The organism is Gimesia chilikensis (genome assembly GCF_008329715.1).
GTDB lineage: Bacteria > Planctomycetota > Planctomycetia > Planctomycetales > Planctomycetaceae > Gimesia > Gimesia chilikensis.
Window position 1 is genome coordinate 270,198 of the sequence record NZ_VTSR01000005.1, and the last position, 16,166, is coordinate 286,363.

Genomic DNA, 16,166 nt, shown 5'->3' on the forward strand with positions numbered 1-16,166 from the left:
TCAATCCATGCCAAACCAGTATCAGTTCCAGGGCCAGGTAGTCATTATTACAGGTGCAGGAAACGGAATTGGCCGTGCCACCGCGATCATGATGGCTGAAGCCGGCGCTCACGTGTTTGCAGGGGACGTTAAACATCTCGCAGAAAACCGGGAAACGTTCGAGCAACTTGGAATTGTGGAAGTGCGCTGTGACGTGCGCCAGGAATCGGACGTACAGGCATTAATCGAACAGGCCGTCAACCAGTATGGTCGCATCGATGTGCTGGTAAACAATGCTGGCATCGGCATGGTCAAACAGATTCATCTCGTCTCTGAAGAAGAGTGGGACGCCTGCATCGACACCAACCTGAAAGGGACCTTCCTGGGTTGCAAACATGCGATTAAACACATGCTGACCACAGGTGGGGGAGCAATCGTCAACACCGCCAGCAACGCGGGGCTACTCCCTCGGGCTCATGACCCGGTTTACTCAATCAGCAAACATGCGGTCGTTGCCCTGACGGAAAGCCTGGGACTCTGCCACGGAAAAGACAACATTCGTATCAACTGTGTCTGCCCGGGACCGGTCGGAGAGACCGGCATGATGAATGATGATATTGCCAGAGCCGCGGACCCGGACGGGCTGACCCAGTCCATGATCAACGCCAGCCCGATCGCTGCCGCCAACAAACGAATGATCAGCCCACAGGAAGTTGCTTCTGCCATCTGCTACCTGGCCAGCCATGACGCCCTGATGGTTTCCGGCACCGCCCTCCGCATCGATGGTGGCAAGTCGCTGGGAGTACCACCACAGTCTAAATAGTTTCAGCCTGCAAAACAGGAGGGAACGTGCTCTTTGAGCAGTTGGATCTGCTGATCGGTTAATGGGGTCACCAGCTTGCAGTCGACGCGACGGAATTCGCTGTCCAGCGATTCACACCGCAAGACCTCTGCAGAGACATTCAGTGAAAAGCTCAGCTGCGTTTCTTCAACGCGCAACTGGAGTTGTTCTCGCGGTTGAAATTCAGATCGGGCAGCAAAGGAAATCCCGTTACGACTGACATTAATCGCATAGCCTTTTTTACCAGTCGCTTCCCCTGCAGCAGACAGCCCTGCATCATCCTGATTGAAGGCCAGAATGATGGCATCACTTGAATGGCGGGGAAAGGCACGACGTTCACCGGAGTGCCCCTGCGATTGTTCGAAACACTCCGCCTTGGGAACGGCGGGAGATTGCTTCTGCTCCAGTTTCTGCAGCAGACTTCCCCAGGTTTGACCTGTCGAAGTGGTGGCCACCCGAGTCGTCAACCCAGCAGCACTTCTGCAATTGCGAAAAGAAACAGGTTCACTTTTTCGAGAGATTCCCGGCGGTAAAATCTCCTCAATCGCCTGTTTTCTCAAATTGACTTCCGGCTGACTCTCTGTGACTATACCCATTAGTGTAAACCCGTTACAGGATGAAAGATCTGTTCTTTTTAACAGGTCCGGATGTTCGCACACAGAACCTGACTCTCTCTAAACCTAGGTCACAAAATGGGTCACGTCAAAGTCCAATCGACAATCATTCACCTCTTACTGACTCCTGCCCGCCAGACAATATGCTCCCACACTACATCCAGATTCTTTATAAACAGGTTGCCACCCGGCCAGATTCGCTTCTTGAACCCGGACCAATATACGTATCTCACTACAAGAAATAGACTTACGTCCATTTTCCACGAAACGTGGAATTTTCAGGGGATTTCGGGTTTGTCTGGTGAGCAACAAGCTTGAGAAACCAGTATCGGGCAATTATACTGCCACGTTTCCAATGACTCTGAAGAAACGAATGAAGTTTTTCGGACGGATCATCGATAGGGGATTCTATATTTCAATCCGATTGATCATGACCGCAGGATGAGTGCCCTGAAGATCTCAGTAACGCCTCTACTCTCCGGTTATCCCGAGAACACCTTTCCCTGACAGGTAGCGAGATAATACAGACATGCGATTTTCGCTCGTCGATCAAATTAAAGAACTCGAGAAAGGCAAGTCGATCACGGCTGTCAAAAACCTTTCTCTCTCCGAAGAGTATTTGCAGGACCACTTTCCCGGCTTCGCTGTCATGCCGGGCGTACTCATGGTCGAATCCATCGTGCAGGCGGGTGCCTGGCTGATGCGATATACCAATGACTTTCAATACAGCACTGTCCTGTTGAAACAGACCAAGGCCATTCGCTTCAACAGTTTCGTCACCCCCGGCAAACAGCTGCGGGTTTCGCTCAGCATTCAGAAGTGGGAGGACAACCTCTGCACACTGAAAGCTTCGAGCGAAGTCGAAGGGGAAGCGGCTGTCAGCGGACGAATCGTTCTGGAGCAGTTTAATCTGGCTGATAAGAACCCGTCGATGGCCGACAAGGATGCAGACCGGATCAAGGATCTGAAGACTCAATTTGCCCAGCTTTGGAATCCGGCTAAACAGGTTACCCCCTGAAAGCCGAGCGATCCGGAATACGACTTCTGTCAAAGCACTAACAAATCTTGTTAACTATTTAGATTGGATTGAGGAATGAAACTGGAAGGAAGAGTAGCGTTGGTAACCGGCGGCAGCCGCGGTATTGGAAAAGCCGTCGTGCAGGCCCTGGCCCGGGAAGGGGCTAAAGTTGCCTTTGTGTACCGTTCCAGTGCGGAAGCTGCAGAGCAGATCGTCAAAGAGCTGGCTGACGAAAACTGTGAAGCCATTGCCTTTCAGGCTGACGTCGCCAACAAAACCGAGACCGATGCCGTTGTGGAACAGGTCATCGAAAAATGGGAAAAGATTGACATCCTGGTCAACAACGCCGGTATCATCCGCGACGGTCTGCTAGCCACCATGTCTGCTGAAGACTGGCAGGCTGTCATCGACACTAACCTGACCAGTGTCTACAACTTCTCCCAGGCAGTGACACGTCCGATGATGTCAAAACGTTATGGGCGCATCATCAACATGTCCAGCGTCGCTGCTCACTTCGGTAACGCGGGACAGTCCAACTATGCCGCCAGTAAAGGGGGAATCATCGGATTCACCCGCTGCCTGGCTACCGAAGTCGCCAAGCGGGGTATCACCGTTAATGCGGTCGCTCCCGGTTTTATTGAAACAGACATGACCGTTGACGTGCGTAACGCCGCCGGCGATCAGATTAAGAAACACATTCCCGCCCGCCGTCTGGGTCTTCCCGAAGACATCGCCAATGCTGTGCTGTTCTTTGCCAGTGAAGACTCATCCTACGTCACCGGTCAGACTATGGCCGTAGACGGTGGTCTGACTCTGGGTGGAATTTAATAAGCGTAAAATTCGAAGCAGCTCGTGGCTGTGACGAATCGAGATATTTTGTTTTGTCGACCATTCTGGAATTGGGTCAATTCCAATCGTCGACACGGAAATTGTCAAAACTATTCCTCTCGCCGAATAGTTTTACACAGGCTGGGTCGGCGGGAATAATCGACCTGCGGGTCGAAATCAAGGAGTATTTAGATGCCAACTAGAGATGAAATCTTCGATTCCGTTCGTGAAACCCTCGTGGATGCCCTCGGACTGGATGACGACGAAGTAGTGCCCGAAGCGACCCTGATGGGAGACCTCGGTGCAGAATCCATTGACTTCCTGGACATCGCGTTCCGTCTGGAAAAAGCATTCGACATCAAGATTCCCCGTGGGGAACTCTTCCCGGAAAACATCGCTTCTTCCGATTCCGGTTTCGTGAAAGATGGCGAATTCACCGAAGCAGGGATTGCAGAACTGCGTGAAAAGATGCCACACGCAGACATCGATTCTTTTGCCGACGATCCCAAAGTCGAAAAGATGCAGGACCTGTTCACCGTCGAGATGCTGGTTAACTTCCTGGATGCCCGTCTGAAGTAAGCCAGAGTCATCTCTGATTAGAAAAACTGTCGAATGCAGCACAGCTCACTCCGGGTGGGCTGTGCCGCTTCGTCTGATCGAATCGCATTCAGAGCTGTTCGGTCTGCTTTAGCTTTAAGTCACCTGCAATAAGGTTCGCTGAAATGCGCTGGTTCTGGATTGACCGCTTTATTGAATTCGAGAGCGGCTCTTACGCAAAGAGTGTCAAAAACGTGACACTGGCCGAAGAGCATCTGCACGACCACTTCCCCGGTTTTCCGGTGATGCCCGGATCCCTGATGATCGAAGGCATGGCCCAGACGGGGGGAATTCTGCTGGGCGAGATCAATGATTTCGAACACATCGTGATTCTGGCCAAAGTGCCCCAGATGACGTTCCACAGCTGGGCCTGCCCGGGTGATCAGCTCATCTATACCGCCAAAATCACCAATGCTGGTGATGAAGGGGGTGCTGTCGATGTGACCGCCATGGTGGGAGACCGCCTGGTTGCCGAGGGCAGCATCATCTTTGTCCACCTCGACCAGAGTGATTCCGAATTTGGCAAGATCGACCAGAAAAACTTCGTCTTTTCCATGAATCTGCTGGGAATTCTGGACGTGGGTCAGGCTGGAACAGGTGAAGAACAGGCTTAGAGCGGCTATTTTTGAAACCTTGGTATGGAAGCCTTGATTCCAAATGGGCTACAATAATAATTCATTGATCGAAGCATCAAACTAATTACGGGCTGCAAATCATACTCGCTGGGTCAAACAACACTCTGATTTGCCTGCTGTTACCAATTTCAATTTAAAACAAGAATTCAAAGCTATGAACCGCCGCGTTGTGATCACAGGTATTGGGGCCATCACTCCTTTAGGGAAAACCGTGGAAGATACCTGGAAAGCTCTCCAGGAGTCCAAGTGCGGAATCTCCAACATCACTCACTTTGACGCTTCCAATTTTCCCACCCGCTTCGCAGCCGAAGTCCACGACTTCCACCTCGAAGATTATGTCGATAACCTCGACCGCTTTGAATACTCGGGACGCAACATCCGCTACGCCATCGGCGCAGCCACCCAGGCCGTGAAAGATTCGGGTATCCTGGACGAAGACTTCGATCCTTCCACTTTCGGTGTGTACCTCGGTGCCGGCGAAGGTCAGCAGGACTTTTACCAGTTCATGAAACTGATCGCCCAGGCCCAGAATGACGGACACGTCGACCTGGAGAAATTCACCAAAGCCGGTCTGGAACAGCTGAATCCGCTGTTCGAACTGGAACAGGAACCCAACATGCCCGCCGGTCACCTGGCGAGCCTGTTCAACGCTCAGGGTCCGAACCTCAACTGTCTGACCGCGTGTGCCGCTTCCAGCCAGGCGATTGGCGAAGCCTCGGAACTGATCCGTCGTGGCGATGTTGATATCATGCTTTCGGGTGGTGCCCACAGCATGATTCACCCCTTCGGCGTTACCGGGTTCAGCCTGTTGACCGCCCTTTCAACGCACAATGAAGATCCTTCCAAGGCATCGCGTCCTTTCGACCGCAACCGCGATGGTTTCGTGTTAGGCGAAGGTGCAGGTATGATGATTCTGGAAGACCTCGAACGGGCCCAGAAACGGGGCGCCAAGATTTATGGCGAACTGGTTGGCTATGGTTCCAGTGCCGATGCTTACCGCGTGACCGACATTCATCCTGAAGGTCGCGGGGCGATCAAATGTATCAAAATGGCAATGAGCCACGCCCAGCTCAATCCCGAAGACATTCACTACATCAACGCTCACGGAACAAGTACTGCGGTCAACGATAAAGTGGAAACCCGGGCCATCAAAGGCGCCTTGGGTGACACCGCTTACAAGGTTCCTGTTTCCAGCATCAAGAGTATGATGGGCCACCTGATCGCCGCAGCAGGCAGCGTGGAAGCGATCACCTGCCTGATGGCAATTCGTGACAACGTCGTGCCACCCACGATCAACTACGAAACCCCCGATCCGGATTGCGACCTGGATTACATTCCCAACGAAGCCCGCCAGCAGAATGTCACGTCAGCACTCTCCAACAGCTTTGGATTCGGCGGTCAGAACATCTCTCTGATCTTTTCTGAATTCAATGGCTAGACCGCTGCTGATCTGTACGGGTTATTTCACAATATCCCGTAAACCGTCCAGATTGACAGAGACGCTCAGACAAAAACTGATTACACTGTAAGCAGCCCCAGGATCTCCCCCAGTGAGAGACCTGTGGGCGGTGCGTCATCAAGATTTCAACAACGTATGATCATCGTCGCTGCTGCAGGCTTAGGCAGCGACTTCGCTTCCAGGGAGACGGTAGTGAATTGGTTGTTCTGGTGCCTGCTGATACTGATCGGCATCGAGTTAATCATCCAATATTGTATCATCCGGGCTGCTTACCCCGTTCTCTATGCGCCCCTGCCAGATCGTTTTCAGCTGGCTGGAACGCTTAATACTCTACCTGACAAAGACTCCGGGATTCAAATTGAGTCCGTCTCCTTTCCTTCCGTCGACGGCCTGACACTGCGAGGTCTGCTGGCACTTCCGGCGCAATCCCCACCGCGGGGGGTCATTCTGTTCTGCCACCCATTTCGGCTGTCGGGACAGATCGGACTCTACCAGTGTCGCGGCTTACTGGATGCGGGCTTCGCCGTGTTTACGTTTGATTTTCGCAATCATGGCAAAAGCGATCAGGACCCGAATTACAATTCCGTGCACTGGCTGTCAGAACACGAACTCAACGACACCCGCGCAGCCATCAGATATCTCCGCCAGCATGCGGAACTGAAAGAACTTCCTCTCGGCTTGCTGGGAATGTGTCGTGGCGCAGCAGCAGCCCTCTCAGTTGCGACCAGAAAACCCGAAATCCAGTACATTGCCTGCGAAGGCGCGTTTATCAACGAATCCCTGTTCCTCGATCATGCGATTCGCTGGGGAGAACGTTTTCTACCACGCCTGTTTATTCAGCTGGTCCCAACGTGGGAGGTGACCCGGGCGTTTCGCATTATGGTCTGGTTCACTCAACGGCGACAGGGGTGTCGCTTCGTTAATCTCAAGCCCCTGCTCCGTAACCTGGAAAACAGAAAACTGCTGTTCTTCGTCGGAGAGAAAGATCAGAGTGTCGTGCCCTGCATGTCAGAGCAGATCATCGGCCGCATTCATCACTCTGAGACCTCGTTATGCTCACTCCCGGGTGCAGTGCACAACGCCGGCCGCTTCGCTCAACAGGAACTTTACGATCAACGGCTCGTGGAGTTCTTCTCACAGATGGTTGAAACGCAGGAGAAAACTGCCTCTGACGCTGCTGATCCTGATGTGAAATCTGAGTCTGCACTCGTCTCACACCAGTGAACCGGGGCAATTCTGCAACCAAAACAGTGGCAGATCACCTGTGGTGCGAGCCTCATTCTTTATGCATCTCTGCCTATTTGACAGAGATTAATTGTGTTCTCCCCGGAAAATTAACAGTTGAAAACTCTGTCATGGAAATACAATAATCATATAACCACCTTTGATGTAAGAACTTAACAACACACTCCTGAATACAACCGACATTGGTATCTGATTTGCTAATGTTTTCACTGTCGAATCACTATTTGCCCCATCCCGATTTTGAGATAGGGTTAGCATAAATCTCCCCCGACAATGGGGCTCTGTCTTTCCGGTGAGCTGTGTTATGGTCCAAGCCAGATCGCAAACTCCTTATCAATTACTGATTGCTGATGACGACTCCGGTTTCCGTGAAGTCCTCAGAGAGGTATTGGCCCCTTACTTCCAGCTGTTTGAGGCGGAATCGGGGGAACAGGCGATTGAGCTCGTGGAACAGACACACGTCGACATCGTTCTGCTCGACATGCACATGGACATTCTGACAGGTCTGGAAGCCGTCCGGATTTTGAAACAGATCAATGCTCTGCTCCCCTGCATTCTGATTACCGCTGATGCGACAGATGAATTGCGTCAGGATGCCAGTGCCGCGAATGCTTACGAAGTACTGTCTAAACCAGTCAAGCGACAGGAGTTAGTCACGACCGTTTCTCACGCTCTCGTCGACACCTACCAGGACCCCAACGTCCCATTCTGGCTGGGTAACTGAGCCAACAGCTTTTTGAACATCCTGGTGATCCTGGCAATCTGCACAACGGATTTTTGCAGACTCGACTTTTCTTAAACCGCACAGTGAAGTACACTTCGGCCCGAAATTAATTTCTGGAATGCTGACCTGTCTACGGCGCTCCTCCGGGCCACGGAGTTTTTGAGCCAGACAGGTTATGCGGCGGAAAGGAGTCTGCCATGTCATATGTACCAACCCGCTTTATTCATGCTGCGAACTTGCGTCTCGATCATCAGCCGCAGGGAGTCGCTACCATTTCGGAAGCAGCGCAGCATCTGCTCGAAGATTGCACGCTGAACTCTTTTGCCAATCTGGTTCAGAGTTGTCTGGATCAGAGTGTCGACTTCCTGCTGCTGACGGGAAATACGTTCGTCGAATCAGATCACAGCATCCGCGCCCGTATTGCACTCATCGATGGCTTTCAGAAACTGGCCGCACACAATATTCAAGTACTGGTCATTCCCGGTGAATCAGATCCCCTCAGTGCCTGGGACCTGCAATATCACTGGCCCGAGAATGTCACCTTCTTCTCACCCGGCGATCACGAACGTTTCGACATTCTCCGCGAAACGGAAACGGTGGCCACTCTGCAGCTCTTCGGATCTGCGCCGGCGAAAACCTACCAGACACTGAAACTGAAACAGCGGAATCAACTGTTCAACAAACACAACCAGCGTCCCCTGTCGATTGGCTGCATGACGCCCGCTTCATCCACTACCGCCGAGGAATCAGCGACCTTCGAACTCGATTCATTCTCGCTGGCCGTCCCGGATGCTTTCCAGAGCGACGATGACAGCAGCGAAGTCGCCGTGGATTACCTTTCACTCTCCAAAGGGACGAGCCACCATACGTTTGAAATGCAGCCCGGTGTTGCCCATCATCCGGGAACGGCCCAGGGATTGAACTTCGGTGAATACCAGAAGAATGGCGTCACGCTGGCCATCGTCAATTCAGAGGCACCTTTGGAACTCAGACGTATCAAAGTCGCCCCGGTGCGCTGGCTCCCGCTTGAGCTGGAACTGGAGCCACACACTTCCACAGCTCACCTGCGACAGCAGATGAAATCCGCACTGTTATCGCGGAAACCAGGCAAGCACGAACGACTCTGGATGGTCTGCTGGAAACTGTCTGGCAGTGGATCCCTGCTTGATGCACTGGAAGACGCCACACAACAGGCGGAGTTGACTTCTGCACTGCAGCAGGAACTGAAACAGCAACAGCTTCCCCAACTGGAACACACTTTCAAGCTGGAATTCACCCCCATTCAACAGCACCGGGAATCGGGCACCGAACTGACCGATTCCTATCTGCGACAGGTGGAATCCTTTCGCACGCGCTTTGATGCCCCCCTTGAGCGACTGATCTCCCACGCCGGTCATCTCGACCCGCAGTGGCAGCAGCGGTTAACGTCCATCGCTGCAGAGCTCGATGAAGTGCAGATCTTCAATACAGCCATCCGCAACGGACAGTCCTGGCTCAACATCTCGACGGATGAGGAACATCACTCATGAAAATCACTCGCATTCACGTCGACCGGTTTGGAAACTGGCATGACCTGGATCTGGCCCCCCTGCAGGCGGGAATCAATGTCTTTTACGGCCCGAATGAAACGGGCAAGTCGACCCTGATGCGCATGATCCGGGGCATCCTTTATGGATTTCGTCCCGAGGAAAATCGCGAACAGCCACGCGTATCGGATTCAACCCCCTGGTCTGCACTGCTGGACATTAAACATCAGGGACAGCGGTACGAGATCCGTCGCCAGTCCAGGGCCGGCGGTCGCGGACAGTTCTCCTTCCAGGCAGAAGCACGCGGTATTTCCAGCCAGGAACTGCTGAGTTCACTCCATGCGGGAGTCAAAGAGAGTGTTTACGAGAATGTGTTCGCCATTGGTCTGAACGAACTGCAGGAACTGGGCACGCTGCACGGCGAGCAGGTTGCCCGCCACATCTATGGTCTTTCCCTCGGCCCCGAAGGTCAGGCGATCCTCGATGTATCGCAGCAGATCGCAGCCAACAGACAGAACTGCCTGAGCCACAATCTCAAATCGGGCTCGCTGGTCGACCTGTACCGTAAGTTGGATGAAGTCAACAGTAAGCTCGCCAGTTTGAAGCAGCAGTCGCAGCGATTCTTTCAGCTGTCTAACGAACTCCAGCAGCTCCGCGAAGAATCCGACAGTCTGAAGAAACGGAAGTCAGGACTGCAGTACCAGATCCGCGGACATCGTTTCCTGGAACGGGTCTTTAAGCCCTGGCAGGAAGTTCAGAACCTGCATCACAAACTGAAGCAATTGCCCGTTGTCCATGACTTCCCCGTGGATGGCATCGCTCAACTCGATGAATATGATCGTAAAATTAAACAGACCGAATCCCGGTTAATCGAAGTCAAAGCCGAAATCAAACGGCTCCGCAAGGAAATCGAACAATACGAATCGGACAATGAACTACTGGAACATGCAGCCCAGATCCAGAGTCTGGCAGACCAGAAAGACTGGATCGCTTCCCTGGAGTTGGATTTCCAGGAAGGGCAGACCGAAGTCCGCAGGCTGGAACAGATTCTCGAACAGTATCGGCCTCAGAATCTGTCGGTCGATGCGCTGGCACACATTCAAACCACGCCGGACAATAATCAGCGACTGATTCAGGCAGCCCGCGAATACCGGGCGGCGTCACACAAACGCAAACAGGCACACCAGCGTTACAAGAAGGTCTCCCGCCGCTACCAGAAAAAACTGGCTGAGCTGCAGGAAAAATCGGGACGCCTGCTCAATGGACAGTCCATCGAACAGGAACTGAAACGCGCCCGCGAACGCATGCAGCACCTTGAGCGACTCAGTCAGCTGCGGTTCCGCGAATCCGAATTTTCGATCCGCCAGGAAGCCGTCCGCGAACAACTGGATCGTCTGCAGACCCACTCCCGCATTCCGGGTTGGGCCAAAAAAACACTCTTCGGTTTTGCCATCGCCGGTACGCTGCTGTTACTGGCGGGGATCTGGCGTGGGGTCACCGATGCCTCCCTGGTCGGTTTTATCTACTGTCTGACCGGCCTGTTTCTGGGAGGGTTGACCTGGGCGATCAAGAAGCATTTCGAAATCGATGTCAACGACCAGGCGGATGAACTCCAGGATGAAAACTGGGCTCTCGACGTCCACCTCCGTGAAACGCGCCAGGAAATCGACCGCCTGCTGGAAGACGAGTACTTCTCCCTGAAGCTGGTCAAAGAAGGACATTCTCTGAGCAACCCGCGTCATCGCGAACAGGTACCGGCACTGAGCTTCAATGACGAGAATGTCCTGCGGACTGAGCTGCTGCACGATCTGGCTTTCAAAATCTCAGAGCTGGAACAGCTGCAGGCTTCGCAGGAACAGGTTCAGAAAACCCGACAGCGACTGGTGCGACTCCGCAACCGGTCGCAGGAAATCCAGCGCGAGTTCAGCAGCAAGCGTCACGAATGGTGTGAATGTCTGAAACAGCTGGGTCTCACCGAAACACTGAAAATTGAAGACGCCTTCCGCATGTGGCACCAGGTTTCCAATGCCAGCCTGTATGCCACCCAACGCGAACAGGAACTGAGACGAATTAAACCACTGGGCGACATCGTCAACATGTTTTACCGTCGCGTGCGGGAACTGGGGCTGAAACTGAACCGGAATCAGCAGCAGCTCGATCGCCCGTTTGAAGTGGTCGGAGAATGGGAACGCGAACTCGAACTACTCTCGGGACAGCGGAAAGAACGGGCTCGACTGCGGAAAGAAGAAAAGCGTCTGCGTCAGGAAGCAGATACCCTGCAGCTCTCACTCGAAGAACTGCAACATCAGCGTTCCTCTCTGCTGATCCAGGGCGGTGCCGCTAATCGCGGGGAATTCCTGCAGCGGGCGAACTCAATTGATGAGCGTCTGCAACTGGAAGAACTGCTGGCCGACGCCCAGGCGGAACTCGAGAAGATCAGTCGCAGCGAACAGGAAATGGCCATCGTCGAAGAGGATCTGCTCAATTTCGATCTGCAGCAGAATACCGACCATCTGGACATGCTCAACCTGGAACTGGAGGACATCGAACGCGATCTGGTCAGCGTCGCCGAGAATATGGGGCGACTTAAACAGGACTACCAGAATGCGAAAACGGATCGTTCTTCCGCACAACTGCGGTTCCAGCGGGAACAGATTCAGGAACAGATTCGACAAGCGGGTTCACTCTGGTTCTCGACCGAACTCTCCGCCGTTGGCATCAATCAGCTGCGTTCCGAATTCGAACGGACCAGTCAACCCGAAACGCTGGCGATCGCCTCTGACTACCTGCGTCAGTTGACTAACGACAAATACACCAACATCTGGACTCCACTCGGCGAGCAGTTCCCCAAGATCGACGACGACCAGGGGCACACGCTGACCGTCGATGAACTCAGTAGCGGCACCCGCGAGCAGCTGTTCCTGTCAATCCGCCTGGCGATGGTGGAACGCTTCCGGAACCAGGGAGTACAGCTCCCCATGATCCTGGATGATGTCCTCGTTAACTTCGACCAGGAACGGACACGGGCTGCGATCAAAACTTTGAATGCCGTTGCAGCCAAAGGACAGCAGATCCTGCTCTTCACCTGTCACCTGCATCTGACACAACTCTTCGAAGAACAGGGCATCACTGCGGTCCGTCTGCCGGCTTCTGATGTGGCACGCAGTCACGCCCCCGAAGTGATCCCGACAACCGTAGTCGAAGAAGTTGTTGATGAGGAAATCGAAGAAGATGAATATACCGAGCCCTCAGAGGAGTCGATCTATGAAGAACCAGCAACCCTCGAAGTACTCTCTTATGAGCTCGACTGGTCAGATCCACTGGACTGCCTTTCCGGGTTGACTGACTCACAGATTCAGTCGCTGACGGAAGCAGACATCTGGACCATCCGCGATTTGCTGACCTTCTCTGCCGACGAAATTGCTGACGGAGTTGACGACGACAGTCTGACCGCGGGTCTGATCTTCGAATGGCAGAGCCAGGCTCGACTGGCTGCCTGTATCCGCGGTCTGGCACCCACTCACGCGCTGTTACTTGTCTCCTGTGGCATCACCGAACCCAACGAAATCGCCGGCATGACGTTTGAAGAACTCTGGTCGCTGGTGGAAGCCTGCCAGGATCCCTCGGACATTCCACAGCAGTCTGTTATCACAGAAATCCGTGTGGAACAATGGATCCTCGGCGCACAACAGGCGCGTACGTTTTCGCCAGAAGCCTCTGAGTCCCTCTTACAAACAGAGCAGGAACCACCTCAGGAAAAACGGGAATATCGGCACGATGGTTCACACCCCACCCCCGATTCACAGGGACCGAACATTCCCCCCTTTTACCTGAATCGTTCAATGCCCGTTGAAGATGCACCTTCCATCGGACCGAAGACAGCCGAACGCCTGGAAGCCGCGGGCGTCTTTACCGTGAATGATCTGCTGGAATGTAATCCCGAGTTCGTTGCGAACAAACTCAACGTGCAACACATCAGAAAACAGACCATCCGCAAATGGAAGAAACAGACGAAGCTCGTCTGCTGTATTCCCGGACTCCGCGGACACGACGCCCAGATCCTCGAAGGGTGCGGCCTGACCGAACCCGAAATGATCGCCCGGGCGATCCCACAGGATCTGCTCGGAAAGGTCAATTCGTTTCTTAAAACCAAAAAGGGGCAACGCATCCTCAGAGACGCCAAACGTCCCGACCTGGAAGAAGTCTCCGACTGGATTCACTGGTCACAGAAAGCCCGCAAGCTGCAGGCCGCCTGATTGCATACCTTGTGAGTTAACGTTCGATCTTCAACAACTTGCGCCGTAACAGATCCAAAGCCGCTTTGGAAATGCGGCTCTTGGCGATAGCACGATTGACGGTTAAACCGATTTCCTCCACCCAGGCTCCGTCATCACTCGCGAGAGCCACGAAGGCCTGTGGTGCATTTTCACGGTCCTGCCAGGACTGATTCAGATCCAGCAGAATGGCCAGACCATAATCACTGGTCTGCGTTTCCCGCGTGGATTTCGCCAGGGCTAGTGCGCCGTCTGCAGAAAACGTATCTACACGCGCCAGTACGGCCCCCCCTTTGAAACAGTCCGCCGAACCCGCGACCTCGGTCAACCGATAGGACAGCAGTCCTCCGGTGCCACACTCGCTGGCCGCCACACTGAGCTTACTCTCATTCAACAGGGTCACCACTACGTGTTCAAGTTCTTCATCTTCGTAACCGAAAATGTAGTCACCCAGTCGTTCGCGAATCTGCTCATAGGTGGCTGATATCTTCTGCTCGCAATCATCGTTAGACTCACCCATCGCTTTGATTCGCAGCGTGATAGTCGCTTCATGAGCAGTGATGCCAACCTCCGGATCACGTCCGCGGCTGGTGATATCTCCCAGCAGTTCTTCGGTCTTTGACTCCCCCACTCCGAAGCAGTTGATGCGGGCAAAGCGAATGATTCGCGTTCCACGAACCAGTCGCGGGAGCACGGACTCATAAAACATCGGCTTCATTTCAGAGGGAACACCCGGCATCGCCGCGATATGACAGATCCCCTCTCCCCCATCACGGGGGACCATCATCCAGATTCCCGGTGCCGTACCATGTTCATTTTTGATGGGCTCTGCCCCCTCGGGGAACATCGCCTGAATTCGGTTCCGCTCGGGCATTTCGCGATAGCGTTTCTGAAACATGCTTTCGATGATCGCCAGCGATTCTGCATCGAGCACGAGATCCGTACCCGTCAGTCCCGCCATCGCCTGCCGTGTCAGGTCATCCAGTGTGGGTCCCAGTCCCCCCGTGATCAGAATCAGATCGGAACGGGAAGCCGACAGTCGCAGCTGATCGATGATCTCATCCAGGTTGTCAGCAATCGTCGTATGAAAGTGCGTTGCAATCCCTGCCGCCGCCAGTTCCGTACTCAGCCACTGGCTGTTTGTATCCAGCTTTTCGCCGTTAGTCAGCTCACTGCCAATCGCAATAATCTCTGCTTGCATTCTTAATTTCCGTCTCGGGTGGAACAGTTCGTTTCACCTGCTGCTATTTGATAGAATGTGCCTCAGGCACTTCCCGTACTGACTGCACCCTGCACAGCCAGTTGATATTGTTCGACTGTTTTCTCGACCATCGTCTCCACCCGAAACTGCTGACGCACCAGTTCCCGCGCCGATTCACCCATTGCTCGAGCTTTCAAGGGGTCATTGAGCAGTTCGAGAATACTGTTGGACAGCGACTCGCTGTTGGACGGCGGAATCACCAGCCCGGTTTCCCCATCGCGAATCACCGAATACACGCCCCCAACCCCGGTCGCGATGACTGGCTTGGCCAGCGCCATCGCTTCCAGCATGATCGTCCCCAACCCCTGCCTTAATGAGGGCAGACAGAATATATCCATCGCTTCCAGTGAGATGGCGAAGTCATACAGGTTGGGTACAAAGGTCACATTCGCCGTAATTTCCAGGTCACGTGCCAGATGCCGCAGGTTCCCTTCCTCGGGACCGGCGCCTGAAATCAGAAACTGTACGTTGGGATTCTCCGCCAGCACACGACTGGCGGCTCCCAGGAAATAAGGGAGTCCCTTAATGGCTTCCAGCGGACCAGCCGTTCCGACGACCGGCTGATGATCCAGTGATAACACTGGTGACAGGTGGGAAACATCGGGGACATCCACGCCACTGGATATCACGAGTACGAAATCTTCCGGGAGTCCGGTGCGGGCGATCAGATCTTTTTTGACCGACTCACTGACGGTAATGATCCCCCGGCACCATTTTAAATCGATGCGCAGTTTTTCATCGCTTTGCAGATAGTCATTCACCGTCAGCAAAAACGGACGCTTCAGTTTTCGCGCCATCCACTGTCCCTGCGGCAGAACATGTCGCGACTGGATGTGAATCAGATCCGGGATGTTCTTCTCGGCTTCCTGTTTGACCAGACGCAGAACCGCCTGCCCCAGAATCGGTACATTCAGGTTCCGATACTCGGTGATATCCAGCTTACTGCGAATGCCCGGATCGACTTTCGACGCATCAGGACAGACCACGCGTGCCCGGATGCCATAATCGGCGGTGTAATGGGCCAGTCGCAGGGTATAGGCAGAGGTTCCCCGCAGTTCAAACGGCCCGGCAAACAGCAAAACTTTCATCGAGGAATCAACTTTACTCATTCACTCTTTTTCCAGCGCTGTATTGCTTCTGTGTGTTTCGAGGAGACGAGACCGCC

General features: G+C 53.7%; 13 protein-coding genes. 10 read left to right on the top strand and 3 right to left on the bottom strand.

Going from position 1 to position 16,166, the window contains the following annotated elements; all coding sequences use genetic code 11:
- Positions 1 to 7 precede the first annotated feature (7 nt).
- On the top strand, positions 8 to 802 hold the full coding sequence (locus tag FYZ48_RS05275) for an SDR family NAD(P)-dependent oxidoreductase (protein ID WP_149338245.1): 795 nt from the start codon (positions 8 to 10) through the stop codon (positions 800 to 802).
- A gap of 2 nt (positions 803 to 804) precedes the next feature.
- Here FYZ48_RS05275 and FYZ48_RS05280 read toward each other — a convergent pair whose 3' ends face one another.
- Complete coding sequence (locus FYZ48_RS05280) at positions 805 to 1,287, bottom strand: PilZ domain-containing protein (protein WP_187781878.1); 483 nt, start codon at positions 1,285 to 1,287, stop codon at positions 805 to 807.
- 676 nt (positions 1,288 to 1,963) lie between these two features.
- Here FYZ48_RS05280 and FYZ48_RS05285 point away from each other — a divergent pair.
- The 9 genes from FYZ48_RS05285 (at position 1,964) to FYZ48_RS05325 (ending at position 13,722) form a co-directional block, all read left to right on the top strand.
- Complete coding sequence (locus FYZ48_RS05285; RefSeq protein ID WP_149338249.1) at positions 1,964 to 2,452, top strand: 3-hydroxyacyl-ACP dehydratase FabZ family protein; 489 nt, start codon at positions 1,964 to 1,966, stop codon at positions 2,450 to 2,452.
- Between the two features lie 75 nt (positions 2,453 to 2,527).
- Positions 2,528 to 3,280 (top strand): 3-oxoacyl-[acyl-carrier-protein] reductase, encoded by a 753-nt coding sequence (gene fabG / locus FYZ48_RS05290; protein ID WP_149338251.1) that lies wholly within the window; start codon positions 2,528 to 2,530, stop codon positions 3,278 to 3,280.
- A gap of 192 nt (positions 3,281 to 3,472) precedes the next feature.
- Positions 3,473 to 3,859: an acyl carrier protein gene (locus tag FYZ48_RS05295; protein WP_145044789.1), complete on the top strand. Its 387-nt coding sequence runs from the start codon at positions 3,473 to 3,475 to the stop codon at positions 3,857 to 3,859.
- 143 nt (positions 3,860 to 4,002) lie between these two features.
- Positions 4,003 to 4,491: a 3-hydroxyacyl-ACP dehydratase FabZ family protein gene (locus FYZ48_RS05300; RefSeq protein ID WP_149338253.1), complete on the top strand. Its 489-nt coding sequence runs from the start codon at positions 4,003 to 4,005 to the stop codon at positions 4,489 to 4,491.
- A 175-nt stretch (positions 4,492 to 4,666) separates the two neighbouring features.
- Positions 4,667 to 5,950 carry a beta-ketoacyl-ACP synthase II gene (gene fabF, locus FYZ48_RS05305; protein WP_149338255.1) on the top strand — a complete coding sequence of 428 codons (1,284 nt, stop codon included), beginning with the start codon at positions 4,667 to 4,669 and terminating at the stop codon, positions 5,948 to 5,950.
- A gap of 213 nt (positions 5,951 to 6,163) precedes the next feature.
- Positions 6,164 to 7,195 carry an alpha/beta hydrolase gene (locus tag FYZ48_RS05310; protein WP_187781879.1) on the top strand — a complete coding sequence of 344 codons (1,032 nt, stop codon included), beginning with the start codon at positions 6,164 to 6,166 and terminating at the stop codon, positions 7,193 to 7,195.
- Between the two features lie 325 nt (positions 7,196 to 7,520).
- A complete protein-coding gene (locus FYZ48_RS05315) occupies positions 7,521 to 7,940 on the top strand; it encodes a response regulator (RefSeq protein WP_149338259.1) in 420 nt (139 codons plus the stop codon).
- A gap of 197 nt (positions 7,941 to 8,137) precedes the next feature.
- Positions 8,138 to 9,469, top strand: coding sequence for a metallophosphoesterase family protein (locus FYZ48_RS05320; RefSeq protein WP_149338261.1), 1,332 nt, complete (start codon positions 8,138 to 8,140; stop codon positions 9,467 to 9,469).
- Positions 9,466 to 13,722 (top strand): DUF4332 domain-containing protein, encoded by a 4,257-nt coding sequence (locus tag FYZ48_RS05325; protein ID WP_149338263.1) that lies wholly within the window; start codon positions 9,466 to 9,468, stop codon positions 13,720 to 13,722. The genes FYZ48_RS05320 and FYZ48_RS05325 overlap by 4 nt, the downstream gene beginning before the upstream one ends.
- 16 nt (positions 13,723 to 13,738) lie before the next feature.
- Here the strand turns inward: FYZ48_RS05325 and FYZ48_RS05330 are convergent, their stop codons facing one another.
- Together FYZ48_RS05330 and FYZ48_RS05335 are read right to left on the bottom strand one after the other, a co-directional pair.
- Positions 13,739 to 14,941 carry a CinA family nicotinamide mononucleotide deamidase-related protein gene (locus tag FYZ48_RS05330; protein ID WP_149338265.1) on the bottom strand — a complete coding sequence of 401 codons (1,203 nt, stop codon included), beginning with the start codon at positions 14,939 to 14,941 and terminating at the stop codon, positions 13,739 to 13,741.
- 62 nt (positions 14,942 to 15,003) lie between these two features.
- Entirely contained in the window at positions 15,004 to 16,110 is a 1,107-nt protein-coding gene (locus FYZ48_RS05335; RefSeq protein ID WP_145044805.1) for a glycosyltransferase family 4 protein, read from the bottom strand.
- Positions 16,111 to 16,166 lie beyond the last annotated feature (56 nt).